16 protein-coding genes and 1 pseudogene are annotated in these 18,921 nt (G+C 65.9%); 4 read left to right on the top strand and 13 right to left on the bottom strand.

Annotation, left to right across the window (positions count from 1 at the left end; genetic code table 11):
- Positions 1-25: 25 nt before the first annotated feature.
- The 4 genes from PI246_RS07480 to PI246_RS07465 all read right to left on the bottom strand — a co-directional run bounded on the left by PI246_RS07480 (position 26) and on the right by PI246_RS07465 (position 4,558).
- Positions 26-463 carry a pilin gene (locus tag PI246_RS07480; RefSeq protein WP_320550657.1) on the bottom strand — a complete coding sequence of 146 codons (438 nt, stop codon included), beginning with the start codon at positions 461-463 and terminating at the stop codon, positions 26-28.
- Positions 464-539: 76 nt separating this feature from the next.
- Entirely contained in the window at positions 540-2,480 is a 1,941-nt protein-coding gene (locus PI246_RS07475) for a hypothetical protein (protein WP_320550656.1), read from the bottom strand.
- A 63-nt stretch (positions 2,481-2,543) separates the two neighbouring features.
- Positions 2,544-2,978: a pilin gene (locus PI246_RS07470; protein WP_320550655.1), complete on the bottom strand. Its 435-nt coding sequence runs from the start codon at positions 2,976-2,978 to the stop codon at positions 2,544-2,546.
- A gap of 290 nt (positions 2,979-3,268) precedes the next feature.
- Positions 3,269-4,558, bottom strand: coding sequence for an ArnT family glycosyltransferase (locus PI246_RS07465; RefSeq protein WP_320550654.1), 1,290 nt, complete (start codon positions 4,556-4,558; stop codon positions 3,269-3,271).
- A gap of 178 nt (positions 4,559-4,736) precedes the next feature.
- Between PI246_RS07465 and PI246_RS07460 the strand changes: the two genes are divergently transcribed.
- A complete protein-coding gene (locus tag PI246_RS07460) occupies positions 4,737-6,818 on the top strand; it encodes a dipeptidyl-peptidase 5 (RefSeq protein ID WP_320550653.1) in 2,082 nt (693 codons plus the stop codon).
- A gap of 85 nt (positions 6,819-6,903) precedes the next feature.
- Here the strand turns inward: PI246_RS07460 and corA are convergent, their stop codons facing one another.
- Positions 6,904-7,926: a magnesium/cobalt transporter CorA gene (corA, locus tag PI246_RS07455; RefSeq protein WP_320550652.1), complete on the bottom strand. Its 1,023-nt coding sequence runs from the start codon at positions 7,924-7,926 to the stop codon at positions 6,904-6,906.
- 272 nt (positions 7,927-8,198) lie between these two features.
- Here corA and tssB point away from each other — a divergent pair, with 272 nt between their 5' ends.
- Together tssB and tssC are read left to right on the top strand one after the other, a co-directional pair.
- Positions 8,199-8,702, top strand: coding sequence for a type VI secretion system contractile sheath small subunit (gene tssB, locus PI246_RS07450; protein WP_320550651.1), 504 nt, complete (start codon positions 8,199-8,201; stop codon positions 8,700-8,702).
- A 3-nt stretch (positions 8,703-8,705) separates the two neighbouring features.
- Complete coding sequence (tssC, locus tag PI246_RS07445) at positions 8,706-10,100, top strand: type VI secretion system contractile sheath large subunit (RefSeq protein WP_320550650.1); 1,395 nt, start codon at positions 8,706-8,708, stop codon at positions 10,098-10,100.
- Here tssC and PI246_RS18480 read toward each other — a convergent pair.
- The 7 genes and pseudogenes from PI246_RS18480 to miaB form a co-directional block, all read right to left on the bottom strand.
- Positions 10,035-10,328 (bottom strand): annotated as a pseudogene (locus tag PI246_RS18480) (type VI secretion system protein TssA); the annotation flags it as partial. The gene tssC and the pseudogene PI246_RS18480 overlap by 66 nt on opposite strands.
- Positions 10,321-11,280: a LysR family transcriptional regulator gene (locus PI246_RS07440; RefSeq protein WP_320550649.1), complete on the bottom strand. Its 960-nt coding sequence runs from the start codon at positions 11,278-11,280 to the stop codon at positions 10,321-10,323. The pseudogene PI246_RS18480 and the gene PI246_RS07440, both read right to left, overlap by 8 nt.
- A gap of 101 nt (positions 11,281-11,381) precedes the next feature.
- Positions 11,382-12,590: a lipoprotein N-acyltransferase Lnb domain-containing protein gene (locus tag PI246_RS07435; protein ID WP_320550648.1), complete on the bottom strand. Its 1,209-nt coding sequence runs from the start codon at positions 12,588-12,590 to the stop codon at positions 11,382-11,384.
- Positions 12,591-12,668: 78 nt separating this feature from the next.
- A complete protein-coding gene (locus PI246_RS07430; RefSeq protein WP_320550647.1) occupies positions 12,669-13,520 on the bottom strand; it encodes an HlyC/CorC family transporter in 852 nt (283 codons plus the stop codon).
- An 88-nt stretch (positions 13,521-13,608) separates the two neighbouring features.
- On the bottom strand, positions 13,609-14,073 hold the full coding sequence (gene ybeY / locus PI246_RS07425) for an rRNA maturation RNase YbeY (protein ID WP_320550646.1): 465 nt from the start codon (positions 14,071-14,073) through the stop codon (positions 13,609-13,611).
- Positions 14,070-15,050 (bottom strand): PhoH family protein, encoded by a 981-nt coding sequence (locus PI246_RS07420; protein ID WP_320550645.1) that lies wholly within the window; start codon positions 15,048-15,050, stop codon positions 14,070-14,072. The genes ybeY and PI246_RS07420 overlap by 4 nt, the downstream gene beginning before the upstream one ends.
- 5 nt (positions 15,051-15,055) lie before the next feature.
- Positions 15,056-16,405, bottom strand: coding sequence for a tRNA (N6-isopentenyl adenosine(37)-C2)-methylthiotransferase MiaB (gene miaB, locus PI246_RS07415; RefSeq protein ID WP_320550644.1), 1,350 nt, complete (start codon positions 16,403-16,405; stop codon positions 15,056-15,058).
- A 217-nt stretch (positions 16,406-16,622) separates the two neighbouring features.
- Between miaB and PI246_RS07410 the strand changes: the two genes are divergently transcribed.
- Entirely contained in the window at positions 16,623-17,624 is a 1,002-nt protein-coding gene (locus tag PI246_RS07410; RefSeq protein WP_320550643.1) for a lytic transglycosylase domain-containing protein, read from the top strand.
- A gap of 39 nt (positions 17,625-17,663) precedes the next feature.
- Here the strand turns inward: PI246_RS07410 and PI246_RS07405 are convergent, their stop codons facing one another.
- Complete coding sequence (locus PI246_RS07405; RefSeq protein WP_320550642.1) at positions 17,664-18,842, bottom strand: S1C family serine protease; 1,179 nt, start codon at positions 18,840-18,842, stop codon at positions 17,664-17,666.
- Between the last annotated feature and the right edge of the window lie 79 nt (positions 18,843-18,921).

Genomic DNA, 18,921 nt, shown 5'->3' with positions numbered 1-18,921 from the left:
GCCGTGGCTGAGGTCCGCCACTCCGTTAGTTGCGGCAATTGGCGGGAACGTAAGCCTTAGGCACGCCGGAGGCGCCGACGCCACAGGTCCACTGGTAGACCTGGTTCGAGACCCTGGAGGTTGGCGAGAGCGTGATGGACTTGCCATCGATATCGCTGCCGATGTTGCGATAGGTGATGGTGACGACACCCGTACCCGCCGGCGCGATGGCGATCTGGCTGACGTATGTGCTGATACCTGTCGTGTATCCTGCTTCGACGTTACCGGACGGATATTTTCCGTTGGCTTGCAATGATTCGCTGACGGCAAGTTTCGCCGCATCGGCAAGCACGAGCCCCTCGGATATCCGGGCCCGCTTGGCGTAATTCTGGTACTGAGGAACGGCAATGGCCGCCAGGATGGCGATGATGGCCACGACGATCATCAGTTCGATGAGCGTGAAGCCGCGAAGTCTGGTAATCACGGTGTCCCCTGTCGAAAGAAAGCGTCGCCTTGGCGACGAATCGCTTTATTTTTCGATGCAGGTAACGTGCCAGCGGTTAGGGCGTGCCACGGCCGATCCGACCCTGATCCATAGCTTGCTGGAACAGCTCGATGGCATCACGAAGGTCCTTGTTACCCATGTCGGCGTCTTTCCGAAGCCGCGCGAGTATCTGCGTGCAGGCGTCGCGGCGGCCGAGCGTCGCGTTGAGCTGGAAGAGATACACGCCGATACCGACGTTGTATCCGCTGTCGATCCACGCCTGGCGAACGGCCGCCTCGGCCTCGTCCAGATGGCCCGACACCGCTTCGACCCGGCCGAGGTTATAGCGTGTCCTCCACACGCTGGGCTGACCCGGCGGGGAGCGATCGTTAGCGAGCCAGGTCTTGCCAATCGCGACGAGGCGCGTGGTGTCCAGCCCCGGGCACCGGTCGGCGAGCGCCGCCAGCTTTTCCCAATAGACCATGCCATACGTCGTAATACCGAGGCCTTCGCGTTCGACCATCTGCGAGTAAAGCGTGGCAGGCGGCGTCGTGCTGCCCTCGCAATAGGCGATCATCCGCCAGATGGTGGCTGTCATCGCCTCGGATGGGGGCCCATAACGCTCGGCCATGTCGATATGTTCGAGTGCCCGTGGCGTGTCATGGGCTTCGATCGCCCTCGCCGCCAGCACGGACTGCAAACGAGGCGATGTGGGGCGATAGGTCTCCTGCATCGCAAACAGGGTGGCCTGATCGGACCAGCTCCCCGCCTGCACCCAGGTGCCGGCGGCATAGATCAGGGGAAGCGCGACGACCAACGATGCCGAGGCGCGCCGGAAGCCGGCCGTGGCCGCAGGGAGGCGCTCGCGCATCGCGAGGCCAGCGCCGACCAGTGCCATCGGAAGCCCGAACGCGGGCAGGTAGTTGCGGTGCTCGAAATACAGCTCCAGGGGGATGATCGTCGACTCGAGTAGATGCCCGACGAGGAAGAAGCCTATCCCCAGGCTCACCAGCGGATACCGTCGGCGGCCTAGCACGGCAACGCCGAGCACGGCGATCCAGGCGAGCAGCGCGGCCAGCGTGGACGGTGGCGCGAACAATCCGGTGGACACGCGATAGTCGTCGTGAAACAGACTCATGTCAGGGCCGACCGGCAGGAGCAGCGTGCGCACGTAATCCCAGAGGATCCGAGGCTCGGTGAGCATCCGCTCCGAAAGCGTGAAGGAGCGCACGGCATAGCCCCCCGCCAGATACGACGGGTGCAGGACGAGATACGCCGTGGCGGCGCTGACGGGGACGGCCACCAGCGAAATGAAGAACAGCTTGACGGCCAGCGGCCTGTTGGACGCCGGGGAAGGATGGAACAGAGTGAATTCGAGGACGGCCGCGAGGAGCGGTACGAGGATCGCGTTTTCCTTGGAAAGAAGGCCCAGCAAGGTGAGGGTCGGCACCCCGAGCCAGAGGGCGGCAAGCGCGCCAGGCGATCGCCCGCCCTCGAGTCGTGAGCGGGCCGCCATGAATACGCACAGCGCCAATAGACTGAAAAGCGCCGCCAGCTGCGCCATGCGCTGCACGACGTAGAGTACCGTGCTGACCTGAAGTGGCATCCAGAGCCATAGGGCCGCGACGAATAACGCCCAGGTGGTGGCGCGCGGAGACGATGCGTCGACCCGGCGGAAAATCTGGCGGGCGAGCGCAAAGACGGCTCCCCCCGATAGCAGGTGAATCACCAGATTGGTGGTCTTGAATGCGAACGCATCCATCGAATGCGAGCGCCACGCGTCGAAAAGGAACGTGAGCATCGGCAGCACGCGCCCCCCTGGCCCCGCACGGTTGTCGATGGCCGAGCGCCAGTCCAGTCGCCCCTGGAACCACCGGTTGATCGTATCGAGATTGTTGCCGTCGTCGAGCAGGAACGGGCCGTGCAGGCCGTTCACGTAGATCAGCACCGTGATCGCGGCCAAGCCGGCAAAAGCGAGCCAGCCGTAGCGGGAAGACCGTTCAAGGACGTTGGACATAGGCATGCCAAAAAAAGAAAGCCCCGCGACGCGGGGCTTTCTAGACGCTGATCGAAAAGCGTATCAGTTGCGGCAAGTAGCCGGAACGAACTGCTTCGCCACGCCGCTACCGCCCACGGCGCACGTCCACTGGATGGACGTGCCCGACTTCGTGTTAGGCGTCAGGGTGATCGACTTACCGTCGATGTTCGTATCACCAATGTGCTGATAAGTGATCGTCACGACACCGGTGCCGCTGGTGATGCCAATGCCCGACACATAGGTGCTGACGCCCGTGACATAGCCTGCGTCCGCATTACCGCTCGGGTAGGTACCCTTCGACTGAAAGGTCTCAGCCACGGCCAGCTTGGCCGCATCGGCGAGCACGAGGCCTTCCGACACCTTGGCGCGCTTGGTGTAGTTCTGGTACTGCGGGATGGCGATGGCGGCCAGGATGGCGATGATCGCGACCACGATCATCAGTTCGATGAGCGTGAAACCCTTCTGGATGGTCTTCATGAAGCTTCCTCGATATTGGAAATGGGTGGACCGCATGGTGTGATGCCCCTGAGCTCTAGTGCCGGATGGTCCCCCTTCGGTTCGATCCAGCTCCCCCTCATCACGAATACGAGGACTGACCAGGACGCTCGGTTTCCCGGAAGCACGGAGTGTGCCATTCAGGAACGACGGCCAGCCTACACGATGGGCGACCTGATTTTGCATAGGGCGGGGAAATTCACAAGCATCGGCCACTCACATTTGCCGATTCGATCACAGGCGGCCTTTATGGGGTGACGCAATACGTCAAACTATGACGCAATGCGTCCGTTCTGGAGCTGCTTTCGGTGGTACAGCCGTGTTATCACGACATGCACGGCGAAAGCAGCCAGCATCATTTCAAGGCCACGAAAGGGCGTCGAATATCGTGCGTCCGACTGCAGCACCCCATAGACCACCGTCACCCATAGGGCCAGCGCCGCAGCGAGCCGCATCCCTGGCGCGTCGCGGCCTGGCGAGGCTACTGCCATCACGGCGCCCGTCGCCGCCAGCAAGAGAATAAAAGGCGACAGGAAATACAGCGCTCCCACGATGCCAGCGAGCAGTGGCTGCATCAGCAGGGGGGATCGGTAGGTGGGATAGACGTAGATGTCGCCTGCGCCGATGCCGATATCCCAACCCCAGAGTTCGAGGGGCTTGGAAAGGTACCAGCCGATGTACCGGACGGGCTCGCGGCCGAGGCGATCCACGATGCGACCGATACCTGCCGGGGTGTCGGAGCGCAGCAATCGATACTCCACGTCGATCGTCTTCATGATGGCTGCGGCATTCGCATTTTCCTGCGAAAACAGGTAGGCCGCATGGTATTCGGGCCAACTGCCCTGCACCAGATTCATTTTTACCCGGTCGCCGGCTGACTCGCCCGTGCCGGAAACGGCCATAGCCCGCAGCGACCACGCGGCGAGAGGTACGATGGCCGCCAGTAACACCAGCATCCAGAGCCGGCGTTGCGAATGAACGCGCCAAAGCATCACTGCAGCCAGAATCGGACCGAAAGGTGCCATTACGGCGTTCGTCAGCCCGGCAAGGGCGAAGCCAAGGCCTGCGGCAAGCGGCCGCCATGTTCCTCCCCGGCGCCATGCCTGGTCCGTCAACACGAGCGCGATCGCCACGAGGAAGCCCAGCAATGTCTCGCTCAACACATAATCGGCCAGCGTGATCGTGTGGGGCCAGATCGCGAGCAGGACCGAGGCGCCGATGGCTGCGGGAAAGCCGATCCAACGCCTTGCAAGCACGGCGTAGATCCATACCGTCGTGGCCGAGAGCAGGCACTGTACGTCGATCACTCGATCAACAAAGGTATCCGGCGACGACGCGCTTAGCAGTGCGGCCAGAAAGACGGGATAGCCGGGATCACGAAAACTGTCCGGTGAGGCCGTCGTCGCGTCAGGAAGCGCCCCGGAGAACATCCCGTGGTGCACGAGGTTCCACGCATAGGCGTAATACTGGATCGCGTCGCCGCGAATGGGGTGGTCGACGATGGCGGTATGCGCGTAGTAGAGGCGAAGCATCAGCGCACCCAGCGCGACCAGCGCCAACACGGGCCCTTCCAGGCGATGACGCCGAAATGATGGTAAAGCCACGTTGTCGTCCCTATCCCCGATGCATTAGCCCACGAGTCTACCCTTTCCTCGCGACATTGATGACGACATCGCTCCCACGCTTGCGTCGGCGGTCCACGCCCCTTACCGTGCCCGCACTCACCGCAAGGAGTTCCCCATGAAACCACTGTTCGCCGCGCTGGCCCTCGCGCTGGCTACCGGCCCGGCCCTGGCCGCGGGCGCGGAAGACGGCGCCAAGCACGCCTTCTCCATCCGCGATCTGGTGATGATGGATCGCGTTGGCGACCCGCAGCTCTCGCCGGATGGCCGCTATGCGCTCTTCTCGGTGCGCTCGACGGACTACGCGGCGAACAAGGGCTCCACGGCGCTCTACGTGCTCGACCTCAACGGCTCGGCGTCGCCGGTGAAGGTCGTCGAGAAGGGCTCATCGCCGCGTTGGGCGCCGGATGGCCGGTCGATCTATTACACCGCCGCGAAAGACGGGGTGACGCAGGTGTTCCACCGCGCCTTCGAGGCCGGTAACGGTGGCAAGGGTCTTGCCCTGGCGCTGGGCGAGGGCGAGGCCGTGACCGACGCCCCGCTGGACGTCAATGCCTTCAAGCTGTCGCCCGACGGGGCGCGGCTGCTCCTGAGCTACGACGTCTTCACCGACTGCGCCGACCTGGCCTGCACCAAGGAGCGCCTCGACGGCCGCGAAAAGGACAAATCCACCGGCACCGTCTACGACAAGCTCTTCGTCCGCCACTGGGACACCTGGGCCGACGGACGCCGCTCGCAGCTCTACATCGCCGACGCCCGCGCCCCGTCGGCGCCGGTGCTGCTCAGCCGGGGCATCGATGGCGACGTGCCGAGCAAGCCGTTCGGCGGTGACGACGAGTTCACCTTCTCGCCTGACGGCAAGACGGTGTACTTCGACGTGCGCATCGCCGGCAAGACCGAGCCGTGGTCGACCAATTTCGACATCTACAGCGTGCCCGCCGACGGTTCGGCGGCGCCCGCCAACCTCACGGCCCAGAACCTCGCCTGGGATGCGAACCCCCTGGTGTCGCCGGACGGCAAGACGCTCTTCTACACGGCGATGAAGGAGCCGGGCTCGGAGGCCGATCGCTTCGGCATCATGGCGCTCGACCTCGCCTCCGGCACGCGCCGCGAGATCGATCCGTCGTGGGATCGCTCGGCCGGCGCGCTGCAGGTGTCGTCCGATGGCAAGACCCTCTACACCACCACCGACGACAACGGCCAACATCCGCTGTTCGCCATCGACGTGGCCTCCGGCAAGGCCACGCCGTTGGTCTCCGACGGTGCGGTGACCGCCTTCGCCGTCGGGGCGTCGAAGATCCTGCTCGCGCGCGACGACCTCAAGCACCCGGCCGACCTTTACACCGTCGATCCCCGGGGCAAGGGACTCAGGCAGGTCACGCACTTCAACGCCACGCGCCTGAAGAACGTGCTGATGGGCGACCCCGAGTTCTTCACCTTCAAGGGCTGGAACAACGAGCCGGTGCAGGGCTATGTGGTGAAGCCCGTCGGCTTCAAGAAGGGCCAGACCTACCCGGTGGCCTTCATCATCCATGGCGGCCCGCAGGGCGCCATGACCAACAGCTGGAGCTATCGCTGGAACCCGCAGACCTACGCGGGACAGGGATTTGCCGTGGTCACGGTCAACTTCCATGGCTCGACCGGCTACGGCCAGGCGTTTACCGAATCCATCTCGGGCGACTGGGGCGGCAAACCGCTGGAAGACCTCAAGCTCGGCTGGAGCGCCGCCTTGTCGAAATACCGCTTCCTCGACGGTAACCGGGCCTGCGCGCTCGGCGCCAGCTACGGTGGCTACATGGTCTACTGGATGGCCGGTGTGTGGAACCAGCCGTGGAAGTGCCTGGTCGATCACGACGGCGTCTTCGACGCCCGGGCGATGTACTACGACACCGACGAACTCTGGTTCGAAGAGAAGGAAAACGGCGGCACGCCGTTCGATCATCCGGACAACTACGAGCGCTTCAATCCGATCGACCACGTCAAGGACTGGCGCGTGCCGATGCTGGTCATCCACGGCGGCCATGACTTCCGGATCCCCGACACGCAGGGCCTGGGGGCGTTCACCGCGCTCCAGCGTCGCGGCATTCCCAGCAAGTTGCTGCATTTCCCGGATGAAAACCACTGGGTGCTGAAACCGCAGAACAGCGTGCAATGGCACGAGACGGTGAACGCGTGGCTCAAGGAGTGGACGGCGAAATAAGCCGCTCCCTGGCGTGATCCATCGACGACGGCGGCCCATCGAGGCCGCCGTTCTTTTGACTTGCGCGAAGAGCCTTCTTCCAGCGTCAGAACCAGCGATTCTTCTTCAACGCGATGAAGATCCCGCCCACGATGCACGCGACCACGCAGATGATCGCCGGATACGCCCACGGCTGGTTGAGTTCAGGCATGTGTGCGAAGTTCATGCCATACCAGCTGGTGATGAGCGTCGGCGCGGCGAGCATCGCGGCCCAGCCGGCGAGTTTTTTCATGACTTCGTTCTGGCCGAAAGTCACCAGCGAAAGGTTCACGCTGATCGCCGCGCCCAGCATTTCGCGCATCGCGGCGATCGATTCGTTCACGCGGAAGACGTGGTCGTAGATATCGCGGAAATACGCGCGCAGTTCGTCCTGGATGAGGTGGGGATGCAGGCGGACCAGCTGCGCGACGATATCCTGCAGGGGCACGACGGCCAGGCGAAGCGTCATCAGTTCGCGCTGCATGTCATACAGGCGCTTGATCGTCTGCCGGTTGTAGGTCTCGGCGAAGATGTCGTTTTCCAGTTCGTGCAGCTCTTCGCGGAAGTCGCGCACGATGGGCAGGAAATTATCGACGATGAAATCCAGCACGCCGTAGAGCGCATAGCTCGGACCCAGTGCCAGCAGCTCCGGCGACATCTCGCAGCTGCGGCGGGCGGGCGCGTAGGATAGCGAGGCACCGTGGCGCACGGTGACGAAATAACGGCGGCCCAAAAAGATCTGCGTTTCGCCAAAGGCGATGTTGCCGCCGACCAGCTGCGCGGTCTGCACCACGATGAACAGCGAGTCGCCGTACGCCTCGATCTTGGTGCGCTGGTGGGCGTGCTGGGCATCCTCGATGGCGAGGTCGTGAAGGTTGAACTCCTCCTGCAGCTTCAGCAGAAGGGCTTCGTCCGGCTCGTGCAGGCCGACCCATACGAAGGTGTCCGGCTGCTGCAGGATATCGCTGATGGCATCGAGCGTGATGTCGCCGATGCGCTCGCCGGTGTTCCGGTAGGCGACGCAATTGACGACCATTCCGTTGCCGGCGGGCGGGGAGGCGGGTTCAGCGACAAAAGGAGGCAGGGTCATGCGTCGAATCATGCCGGGCGAGCCAGGGCAGGGCAACGGCGGCGCATCGTCATAGGCAGGATAAAAAATGACGGGCGTGGCGATTTGGCCGAGCTATCGTGCGCGCCGTATGTGACGGCGCTCGTGCCTGGAGGGATCACGCGAGCCGATCCCTGATATCGGGAGGAACGATTTCTCCCGCGGCGGTGGTGTCGTCCATGATCGAGCCATCGGTTAGTCCGACACCGAAAGGCCGTGTCGGCCATTGCCTGCGGAGCAGATAGGAAATCGCCATGGAAAGCAGTCAGAAGCGCATTGCGCGACATCGCCCACCCCGGGTGCAGATCGAATACGACGTCGAGCTCAATGGCGCGCAGAAAAAGGTGAGCATTCCCTTCACCGTCGGCGTGATGGCCGATCTCTCCGGTAGCGCCGCCGCGGACCTTCCTGGCCTCGACGAGCGCAAGGCGGTGGAATACGACGTCGACAACTTCAATGACCGGATGGCTTCCGTGGCGCCGGCGGTGTCGTTCGACGTGCCTAATGCGCTGGGCGGGGAAGGGCAGCTGAAGGTCGAGATGGCGTTCCGCCATATGGATGATTTTTCCCCCGAGGCGATCGCCCGCTCGGTGGCGCCGCTGGCCCGCCTGCTCGAGGCGCGTACCCGTCTGGCCAACCTCGACACCTACCTCGACGGAAAGGTCGACGCGGAGCGTCTCCTCGCGCGGGCCTTGCGGGACCCCTCGCTGCTGGCGGAGCTCGCGCCGGCCGCCCCGTCCGATGGCGAGGAGGGCTGAGCCATGGCCAACGAGTCGCAGAGGGCGAAATCCGCGCCGCAGGGCACCGTCGACGAAGGCACGGACGATTTCGGCGCGCTTCTTGCGAAGGCATTCCGGCCACGCAACGAGCGGGCGCGTGAAGAGGTGGCCTCGGCCGTGCAGACGCTCGTGGCGCAGGTCGTCGAAGGCGGCGACGTCGTCTCGGACGATGTCGCCGAGACCATCCGGGCCTGCATCGCCGAGATCGACCGCAAGCTGTCCGAGCAGGTGAACCTCATCCTGCACCATCCGGACTTCCAGCGGGTCGAAGGAACCTGGCGCGGCCTCCACCACCTGGTCAGCCAGAGCGAGACGGGCACCGAGCTGAAGATCCGTGTGATGAACCTGTCCAAAGCCGAACTCGGCCGCACGCTCAAACGATACAAGGGCGCGGCGTGGGACCAGAGCCCGATCTTCAAGAAGATCTACGAAGAGGAATACGGGCAGCTCGGCGGTGAACCGTACGGTTGCCTGATCGGCGACTACTATTTCGACCATGGCCCGCAGGATGTCGAGCTGTTGCGGGGCATGGCCCAGATCGCCGCAACGGCCCACGCGCCGTTCATCGCGGCCGCCGCACCGGCACTGCTCGGCCTGGAACACTGGGGCGAGCTGGCGAACCCCCGCGACCTCGCCAAGGTGTTTTCGACCCCCGATTACGCCGGGTGGCGGGCGCTGCGCGACAGCGAGGATGCAAAGTACGTCGCGCTCACGATGCCGCGTACGTTGGCCCGCCGGCCGTATGGGGCTAAAACCGATCCCGTCGACGGCTTCGACTTCGAGGAAGACACCGCCGCTGGCGACGCGAGCCGCTACACCTGGCAGAACGCGGCCTTCGCGCTGGGTGCGAACATCAATCGCTCTTTCGCACGGTACGGATGGTGCACGCGTATTCGTGGCGTCGAGTCGGGTGGGGCGGTGGACAACCTGCCGACCCACGCGTTTCCGACCGACGACGGTGGCTTGGACATGACATGCCCCACCGAAATCGCGATCACCGATCGTCGTTCCGCCGAACTGGACACCTTGGGGCTGATGCCGCTGGTGCACCGGAAGCACTCCGGCATGGCCGCGTTCATCGGCGCCCAGTCGCTGGCTCGCCCGGAGGAATACGACGATCCGAATGCTACCGCCAACGCGGCGTTGAGCGCCCGCTTGCCGTACATGTTCGCGTGCTCCCGCTTCGCCCATTACCTCAAGTGCATCGTGCGTGACAAAGTGGGCTCGTTCAGCACGCGCGAGCAGCTGGAGCGCTGGCTCGTCGTCTTCGAGCCGCGGATGCACGTGCTCCCAATGCCGTTCGAGCAGGCCGCGAAGCAGCGCCAGGCCCTGCAACCACCCGGCGAGACCGTCGGTCTTGAGCCAGGCCGTGCATAGGTGCATCGCCACGCGCAGGTCGCGCGTTCGCGCGGCCAGTCGAAGGGCCTGGTCGGCGACCTGGCGCCAGTCGGGCTCCTCGGCGTCTCGCCGCGTGTCGCCTACGCCGCGTTCACCGCAAGGCGCCGCGAGGATCTCCAGCGCCAGGAAGTCGGCGTCGTATTCGAGAAGGGGGCCACACGGCAGGGCGCCGTCCAGCGGGAGGAGAAGCGATTCGATGTCAGGCATGGGACGGGATCGGCGAAGGGTGCATGGGCGGTTGGCGCGAAGCCGGGGATACGAAGCGTGCGACCTGCTCGCGCAGCCAACGATGGGACGACTGTTTGTCGAGTCGGGCGTGCCAAGCCATCGTTAGTGTCACGGGTGGTACGCGAAACCCAAGCGGTCGGGTACGTAGTGCATCGCCCAATCCCGTGGCCATGCTCGACGGGACGCAGCAGACCAGGTCGGTCCCGGCGAGCATGCCGCGGAGCGCATGGCTGCTCGCGGCCGAGGCCACCACGTCGCGGTGGCGTCCCATCTCGCGCAGGTGTCGATCCATGTCGTCGCAGAGCTTTCCCGCGGGAGAGACGACCGCATGGCGAAGGGCGCAGTACGTGTCGAGGTCGATCGCCGGATGGGTCGCGCAGTCGTGGCCGGCACGGTGAACGAGCATCACCGGTTCGCTGATCAGTTCGCGCACCTTGAGCGACGGGGGGACGCGCGTGGAGGGCACCAGGGCGAGGTCGAGTTCGCCGCTCTCAAAGAGGGCCAGCATGTCCCCGCTGTCGTCGTCGACCTGCAGCACCACGCGCAGGCTTGGGTTGTCGCAGCGTTCGATGGCGGTGAATAGCGGCGGCGTGAGCAGGTCGACCGCGCCGCACGAACCGCGCAGGCGGAACGTGGCCGCGTCGACGTGGGGGTCGAAGGCGACTTCCGCGTGGCCGACCGCGTCCAGGCGCCTGAGCGCTTCCCGCAAGGGACGTCCGATTTCTTCGGCCTTCGGCGTGGCGACCATCCCCCGGCCGGTTTCCGACGGAACGAGCAGCGGGTCCTTGAACAGGCGGCGCAGGCGCGCGAGTTGGCCGGAGAGGGCCGGTTGGCTCACATGCAGTCGTGCCGCAGCGCGGGTGACGTTGCGTTCTTCAAGCAAAACGTCCAGCGAGACGAGCAGGGGCAGTTCGCTTGGCTTGAAGCTCATCGTCCGGACCGCGCATGCCGAAAAGGTGCATTTTTCGGCCGGCGCGGGACGCTGGCAATCGGAGCAGCGCCTAGCCCAGTGGCAGGCGAGCGCCTAGGACGTCAGTCGTGGCGACGGCCGAAGCAGGCCAGCAGGGCCATCCAGCAGGGCAGCGCCAGCAGCAGCCAGGGCACGTTCCGCTGCGGGAAATCAGGCCACAGGTGCAGCGCGAGGGCGACGCCGCAGGCGACGGCCGAGACCACCGCCACCCGGGGCGCGAAGCGACCCATGGGCCGCCCGGCGTGGCGAAGGCGCCATACGGCCGGCACCAGCAGCAAGGCGAGCGGCTGGTAAGCGAGCAGGTTGAAGTTGCCCCACGCCGAACGATGGAGGGTGAGCGTCCACAACCCGAGCATGACGATGCCGGCAAGACCGGCGAACAGCAGGAAGACCGTCGAGACGATGGCCGCGAGGGTGCGCGCGCCACGGCGACGGGTGACGGCGGGAAGTGCCATGGGCGTCGCCCAGAGCACGCCGACGCCGAGCAGTAGCCAGCGCAGCTCGGGTGGCGTGGCCGGCGGGGGCACGAGCCGGGCGGGGACGACCGTGGTGTCGTCGGCGACGAGGGCGCGTTCGCTACCCGGCGCACCGATGCGCACCTGGCGGATTTCGTTCTCCAGCACCATCGGCAGGAAGGCTTCTTTCCACGCGTTCATCGGCTGATCGGCGAACGGCCCCAGGCCAAGGTCCATCCCGAGCATGAGCCAGGGCTGGTTGCTCATCAGGCGTGCGGTCTGCTCACGGTAGGTCATGCCACCCGGCCGGGCGCGCAGCTGTCGCGAAAGGGCGCCGTCGAGGGCATCGTCCAGCGCGTCGCGCACGCGGGTCGTGCAGTTGTCGACGTAGTAGTCGTAGCGGTAGCCGGCGTTCGCGGGCTGCACATTCCACAGGAGAAAACGCCGGAGGCGGTCTTTCTGGGCGTCGTCCAGGGCCAGCCGCTGGCGTTGCACGTATCGGCCTTCGCTGGCGTAGAACGCGACGTCGGATGCCGTCGGCTCCGCATCCATGCGGTAGGCCATGATGCCGCGCGCGAAATTGAGGATGAAGTTCGCCTGGTCGAAATCGAACACGCCGTAATTGAAGGCGATGGACTCACCACTCACGGTGTCACGTACTTCGATGGCGTCGTGGCCGAAACGCTCCCAGTAGATGTCGCCCGGGCCGTAGGTCATCAGCGACACCTCCAGCTGCGAGGCGGGTGCATCCACGACGCCGGCATGGGTCAGCGGCGATAGACACAGGATCAGGAGCAGGAGCAGGGTGGGTCGCATCGGATGCACGCAGGGTCGTGGGCGCCGTGGAACGGCAGAGCGCGTGATCGCCGCCCAGGGGCGGCGCCCACGAGAGGATCAGCTTTCGCCTGGCGCGCGGCTGACGTGGAATTGCTGCACGCGACGATCGTCGGCCAGGGTGACACGAAACAGGAAGCCGCCCACGGCGATTTCCTCGCCCGCGCTGGGCAAGTGACCGAATTCGGAGGTCACCATGCCGCCGATCGTGTCGAACTCCTCGTCGGAGAAATGTGCACCGGCCACGTCGTTGAAATCGGCGATCGGGGTGAGCGCGCTGACGGAGAAATCGCCGTCGGCGAGCGTCTGCACGAGCACCGGTTCTTCCTCGTCGTCGTGTTCGTCATCGATCTCGCCGACGATCTGCTCGAGCACGTCTTCGATCGTGATGAGGCCGGCCACACCGCCGTATTCGTCGACCACCAGCGCCATGTGGTTACGCGTGAGGCGGAACTCCGCCAGCAGCACGTTGAGTCGCATCGATTCGGGGATGAGCACGGCGGGACGCAGCAGGGCGCGCAGGTCGAAGGCCTCATTCTTGCCGAAGTACTTCAGGAGGTCTTTCGCCAGCAGGATGCCCAGCACTTCGTCCTTGTCTTCGCCGTGCACGGGGAAGCGCGAGTGGCCGGACTCGACCACGGTGGCGAGCAGGTCGTGCAGGGGCGCCTCGACAGGGAGGCTGACGATCTGAGCGCGCGGCACCATGACGTCGTCGACGCTGAGTTCGGTGACCTTGATCGCGCCCTCGACCATGGTGAGGGTGTCGTTGGAGAGCAGCCCGTTGACCTGGGCGGTGCGGAGCTCCTCGATCAGTTCGTCGCGGTTGCGCGGCTCACCGGAAAACAGATGGCCCAGTCTGTCCCACCACGATCGGTGAGCCGGGCCGTTGGTACTACCAGGGTCCTCGTTCATTACTCTTTGGTGTTCGGCCCATGGACGGGCGGAAAGGGCAGTCTACTGGAATTCTCATGACGGTTCAGGCGGCGGCCTGCTCCCGCTCCTACGCCAGATAGGGATCGGCAATACCCAGGCCGGCGAGGATGCGGGTTTCCAGGGCCTCCATCGCCTCGGCCTCGGTCTCGTCGACGTGGTCGTAGCCGAGCAGGTGAAGCGTGCCGTGCACGGTCAGGTGGGCCCAGTGGTCGGCCGTCTTCTTGCCCTGCTCGGACGCCTCGCGACTCACCACCGGCGCACAGATGACCAGGTCACCCAGCAGCGGCAGGTCGATGCCCGGCGGCAGTTCGGCGGGGAAGGACAGCACGTTGGTGGCGTAGTCGCGGCCACGGTACTGCCGGTTGAGCGCCTGAGCTTCGTCGGCGTCCACGATGCGGATCGCCACCTCGCTCGCCTTGCGGCGACGTGCGCCCTTGAGCGCGGACTCGACCCAGCGGCGAAAGCTCGCCGGCGCGGGCACCCCCTTGCGTGAGGCGAGCGCGTAGCCCACGGCGACATCAACCCCGCTCACGGGGCGTCGTCCTGTTTCTGCTCGAAGGCCTCGTAGGCACGCACGATCTTCGCCACCAGCGGATGGCGCACCACGTCGCGCGAGGTGAAGAACGTGAAACTGATGCCCTCCACGCCACGCAGCACCTCGATCGCGTGTCGCAGCCCCGAGCGGACGTTGCGGGGGAGGTCGACCTGGGAGACGTCGCCGGTGATCACTGCCACCGAGCCGAAGCCGATGCGGGTGAGGAACATCTTCATCTGCTCGACGGTGGTGTTCTGTGCCTCGTCGAGGATGACGTACGAATCGTTGAGCGTGCGCCCGCGCATGTACGCCAGCGGCGCGATCTCGATGACGTTGCGCTCGATGAGCTTGGCCACTTTCTCGAAACCGACCATCTCGTAGAGCGCATCGTAGAGCGGGCGCAGGTAAGGGTCGATCTTCTGGCTGAGGTCGCCGGGCAGGAAGCCGAGCTTCTCGCCGGCTTCCACCGCCGGTCGCACCAGCAGCACGCGCTGGACGCGATTGGCCTCGAGCGCCTCGATGGCGCTGGCCACGGCCAGGTAGGTCTTTCCGGTGCCGGCCGGGCCGACGCCGAAGTTGATGTCGTGCGAGGTGATCGCGTGCAGGTAGCGGGCCTGGTTCGGACCACGGCCTTTGATGACGCCGCGCTTGACCTTGATGACCACTTCCTGTGCCGACTCGGCGGCCTGCGCGTTCAGCGCGTCGATGCCGGAGTCGGCCAGGCGCAGGTTGATCGCCTGCCCGTTGAGGGTCTCGGTTTCCGTGGCCGTGTAGAGCGCACGCAGCACGTGCTCGCCGGCCTTGGCCGACGGCTCGTCGCCGATCACGCGGAACAGGTTGCCGCGGTGGTCGATCTCGATGCCCAGGCGCAGCTCGATCTGGCGGATGTGCTCGTCCAGCGGGCCGCACAGGTTGGCAAGGCGTGCGTTGTCTTCGGGGTCGAGGGCGAAATCGCGTTGGGACAGCGGACTCATGGCGTTCACGAGGCGAGCGCGACCTCGTCGTCGAGATGGACGCGGCCGCGAAGGGAATTGGCCATCGCCTCGGTGATGGTCACGTCGATGAAGTGACCGATCATCCGCGGATGACCGGGGAAGTTGACATAGCGCATGTTCTCGGTGCGTCCGGTCATCTCGTGGGGATTCTTGCGGCTGGGCTTCTCGACCAGCACGCGCTGCACCGTGCCGACCATGGCTTCGTTGATGCGGCGCGCGTTGTCGTTGAGCACGGCCTGCAGGCGCGACAGGCGCGCGTGCTTGGCCTCGCCGGTGGTGTCGTCGGGCAGGTTGGCCGCGGGCGTGCCCGGGCGCGAGGAGAAGATGAAGGAAAAGCTCTGGTCGAAGCCGACGTCGTCGATCAGCTTCATGGTCTTCTCGAAGTCGTCGTCGGTTTCGCCGGGGAAGCCCACGATGAAATCCGACGAGATGCAGATGTCCGGCCGCACCGCGCGCAGCTTGCGGATCTTCTGCTTGAACTCCAGCGCAGTGTAGCCCCGCTTCATCGCCGCCAGGATGCGGTCGGAACCGGCCTGCACCGGCAGGTGCAGGTAGTTGGCCAGCTGCGGCACGTTGGCGTACGCCTCGATCAGCGAGTCGGAAAACTCCAGCGGATGCGAGGTGGTGAAGCGGATGCGGCCGATGCCGTCGATCTGCGCGATGGCGTGGATCAGCACAGCCAGGTCGGCGATGCCGCCGTCGTGCATCGGGCCGCGGTAGGCGTTGACGTTCTGGCCGAGCAGGTTGACCTCGCGCACGCCCTGGGCTGCCAGCTGGGCGACTTCGACGATCACGTCGTCGAAGGGCCGGCTGATTTCCTCGCCGCGGGTGTAGGGCACCACGCAGTAGGAGCAGTACTTCGAGCAGCCTTCCATGATCGAGACGAAGGCCGTGGGGCCCTCGGCACGCGGTTCTGGCAGGCGATCAAACTTTTCGATCTCGGGGAAGCTGATGTCCACCTGCGGCTTGCCGCTCGCGCGCTTGGCTTCGATCATGTCGGGCAGGCGGTGGAGGGTCTGCGGGCCGAACACCAGGTCGACGAAGGGCGCGCGCTTGAGGATGGCATCGCCCTCCTGCGAGGCCACGCATCCGCCCACGCCGATAAGCACGGGCTTGCCGTTCTTCTTGTGTTCGCGCCACTTGCCGAGCTGGCTGAATACCTTCTCCTGCGCCTTCTCGCGGATGGAGCAGGTATTGACCAGGATGACGTCGGCCTCGTTTTCGTCCTGGGTGAGCTCCAGCCCGTGCGACGCGCGCAGCACGTCGGCCATCTTGGCCGAGTCGTACTCGTTCATCTGACAGCCGTGGGTCTTGATGAAAAGCTTGCCGCTCATGGGGCTGGATACCGTGGTTCGTGGGTGATTACCGAACCGCGCAGTTTACTCCGCAGGCCCCCTCGATGCCACATGGTGGCGACGGATCAATGACTTGCGTGAAGGCCGTCGTGCGCGGGCCTTGGCTGGGGCACGCGCTGGAGGCACACTGGCGGCCATGCGCGACGAGGTGTCGACAGGGGAGGGCACGGGGCGAGCCGCGTGCCCTGTCTCCGCCATGGGGCCGGTCCTGAAAGGGGCCGCGCTGGCCTGCGTCCTCGGCCTGGTGTTCTGGTCGGTGCCGGGCTGGTCGAGCGCGCTCTATCGCTGCATCGGCAGCACCGGTGAAACCGTGTTCGCGGGGACGACGACGGGGTATCGCCAGTGCAAGCGCATCGGCGGTATCGAGCCCGAACGTCCCCCGCGCGTGGCGGCCCCCGCGGCCCCCGCCCCTGCCAGCCCAGCTCCCGTTCCCGTGGCCTCGCTCGAGGGCGTGGTGGGTTCGGTCATCCGGGTGCCGGGCCAGGCCGCCGACGTGCCGCCCACAGCGGTGAAGCGGGGCTGGGATTACCGTGAGTCGGCCTCGACGGATCTGGCGAGCGTGCCCGCGCCCGAGGCGCCCAAGGGCTCGCGCGTCTTGCGTGGGGCTGTCTATCGGATCACCCGCGCCGACGGCGGGGTGGAGTACACCAACGTGGCGCCCGGCGGCACGGCGAAAGGCGAGAGTATCAAGACACTCTTTACCTATATCGCCACGTGCGTCGCCTGCGACGTGCATTCGAAGATCGACTGGAACAGCGTCGCGCTCAACCTGAACGCCTATGGGGACGCGGTCCAGGCGGCCAGCGCGGAATTCGGGGTCGACGAAGCCCTGCTTCGCGCGGTAATCCACGCCGAGAGCGCGTTCAATCCGCGCGCCCTGTCGGTGGCCGGCGCACAGGGCCTGATGCAGCTGGTGCCGGGCACCGCGCGGGACATGGGAGTGGCCGACGCCTTCGACGCCCAGCAGAACATTCGGGGTGGCGCGCGTTACCTGGCCCTTCTGCTGCGCAACTTCAACGGCAACGAGCGCCTGGCCGCCGCGGCCTACAACGCCGGCCCTGGCGCCGTGCAGAAATACAACGGGGTGCCGCCTTACGACGAGACGCAGGTCTATGTCGAGCGCGTGGGCATCCTGCGCAAGCGCTATGGCGAGAGCCTGCGCCGGAGCCGTACGCCGCTGGCCGACCGGGGCGGCTGAACGCGGGCGCGTGGTGGCCGTCCGGCCTGGGCCGGAGCGCTAGGGCGTGGTCCGCAGGGCCTGCAGGGTGGCGTTCGACGGCCGCTGCACGGGCGTGACCGACACGCTGAACGGGGCGCCATAGCGCAGTCCCGAAACCTCGACCGGTACGCCGGGCTTCAACGAGGCTTCGTGCCGCCGCAGGTCGGAGGGATCGAGGATGTCTTCCTTGCCGATGCGCAGCAGCACGTCGCGTTGCTGGATGCCGGCGATGGCGGCGGGGCCGCCCGGCGAGACATCGTTGACCACCACGCCCCGTGCCGCCGAGGGCAGGCCGCTGTCGGCCGACACGGGCACGGCGCCGTAGTCGGCGCCGATCCAGCCGCGCACGACATGCCCGGTCCGGATGATCTGTTCGAGCACGTCGCGTGCGCTCTGCACGGGGATAGCGAAGCCGATGCCCTCGGCACCCACGGCCTGGCCGATGAGCGAGGTATTGATGCCGACCAGCTCGCCATGGGCGTTGACCAGCGCACCGCCGGAATTGCCGAAATTGATCGCGGCATCGGTCTGGATGAAGTTCTCCAGGCTCGACAGGTTGAGCTGTCGGCCGATAGCGCTGACGATGCCCATGGTCACGGTCTGGCCGATGCCGAACGGGTTGCCGATGGCGAGCACCACGTCGCCCACCCGCGGACGGCTGCCGGCGTCGGTCATGTGGATCGCCGGGAGGTTGCCGGCATCCACCTTCAGCACCGCCAGGTCGGTTTCGTCGTCCGAACCCACCACGCGTGCCTTGGCGACGCGGCCGTCGTAGAGCAGTAGCTGGATGTCGTCGGCGCTGGCGATGACATGGTTGTTGGTGAGCACGTAGCCGTCGTCGCTGACGATGACCCCGGAGCCGAGGTTCTGCTGGCGCCGGGTGCGCACCGGCCCGGTCGGCACGGCGAAGATCCGTTGCAGCACAGGGTCGGAGTAGAGCTCGCGGGGCTGCTCGGTGACGAGCTTGTTCGCGTAGATGTTGACCACCGACGGGGCCGCCTTGGCGACGGCATCGGCGTAGGAGACGGGGGCCTGGGCGGCCTCGACGACGGGGGCGGTGGCGGTGGGCGCGGTGCCCAGTCGCTGTCGCAACAGGGTGCCCGCCCGCGGCCATAGCAGGCCCACGACGAAGGCCACGGCGAGGCCGAGCACGACGAAACGGGCGACGAAGGCGAGCGTGCGGGCGGCGTGTTTCATCGAAAAACGAAGGATCCTGTCGTCGCCGCCTTGCCGACGGGGCGAGGTGGAGGGGGGTGTGACGCCCGGGTTTCCGCAT

This window comes from Luteibacter sahnii, assembly GCF_034063545.1.
GTDB lineage: Bacteria > Pseudomonadota > Gammaproteobacteria > Xanthomonadales > Rhodanobacteraceae > Luteibacter > Luteibacter sahnii.
The sequence above is the reverse complement of the archived record's forward strand: the minus strand, read 5'-3'. Positions and strand labels throughout refer to the sequence as shown.